This is a genomic window from Endothiovibrio diazotrophicus (assembly GCF_054657215.1).
Window position 1 is genome coordinate 1 of the sequence record NZ_BAAHXB010000275.1, and the last position, 1,022, is coordinate 1,022.

Annotated in this window: 1 pseudogene; it reads right to left on the reverse strand. The window is 70.1% G+C overall.

Annotation, left to right across the window (positions count from 1 at the left end):
• Positions 1 to 1,022 (reverse strand): annotated as a pseudogene (locus ACYQ2W_RS26370) (RHS repeat-associated core domain-containing protein); the annotation flags it as partial.

A 1,022-nucleotide genomic window follows, 5' to 3' on the forward strand; every position in this document is an offset into this window, starting at 1 on the left:
TGATGACCACGTCGTTGGAGGTGGTCACGCTGGTCAGGTTGCCGACGGTATCGTAGGCGTACAGCGTGGTGCCGCTCGCGTCGGTGCGGCTCGCCAGCTCTCCGTTGTCGGTGTAGGCGTAGTCTGCATCGCCGTAGTGGGTGAGGCGGTCCTGGGCGTCGTAGACTCCGCTCTCCACCCCGTCCGGCCCTTCCCGGCTCAGCCGGTTGCCGTTGGCGTCGTAGCTGTAGGTGGTGAGCTGCCCGTCGCGCTCCACCTCGGTGAGCCGGCCGGCGTCGTCGTAGGTGTAGCGCTCGTCGTGGGTGATCCCGTCGACGGTCTCCACTTTCTCGGTGATGCGGCCGAGGGCGTCGCGGGTATAAGTGGTCTCCATTAGGGGGAGGCCGCCGGCCTCCGCTCTCTCCGAGGCGAGTTCGCCGAAGCCGCTGTAGCTGCGCGCGGTGGTCACCGCGCCGAGGGCGGTGCCGGTGGGCAGGCCGTTGGCCGGGTCGCGGGCGAGGGTGAGGTCGCCCGCGGCGGTGAGCAGGCCGTCGTCGTCGTAGGAGAAGGGGATGGCGACATCGCCGACGCGGCGCTCGGTGATCCGCAGGTTGTTGTCGTAGACGCGGGCGACGGCGCCGTTTACCAACCCGCTCCACTGCTCGCTGAGGAGCAGCGGGCCGTCGTAGCTGAAGGTGAGCTGGCCGCCGTCGGGGGCGGTGATTGTCGTGAGGTGGCCGGTGGCCGGGTCATATTGGTAGGTGGTGGTGCCGGCGGGCCGGTGCAGGGCGCTGAGGCGGCCGCCGTCGTCGTACTCCAGGGAGAGAATCTGGCCGTCGGGGCGCTGCACTGCGGTGAGCTGGCGGTCGAGGTTGTAGGTGTAGCGGGTGGCGGGGTCGCTGTCCGCCGCCAGCTCGGGTGGGGTATAGGCGCTCTCCTGGTCTCGGGGGCCGTAGTCGAAGCGGTGGAGATCGCCGTTGGGGGTGGCGAGTTCGCTGAGGTTGCCGCTCGCGTCGAAGGCGTAGCGGACGGTGCGGCCGTCG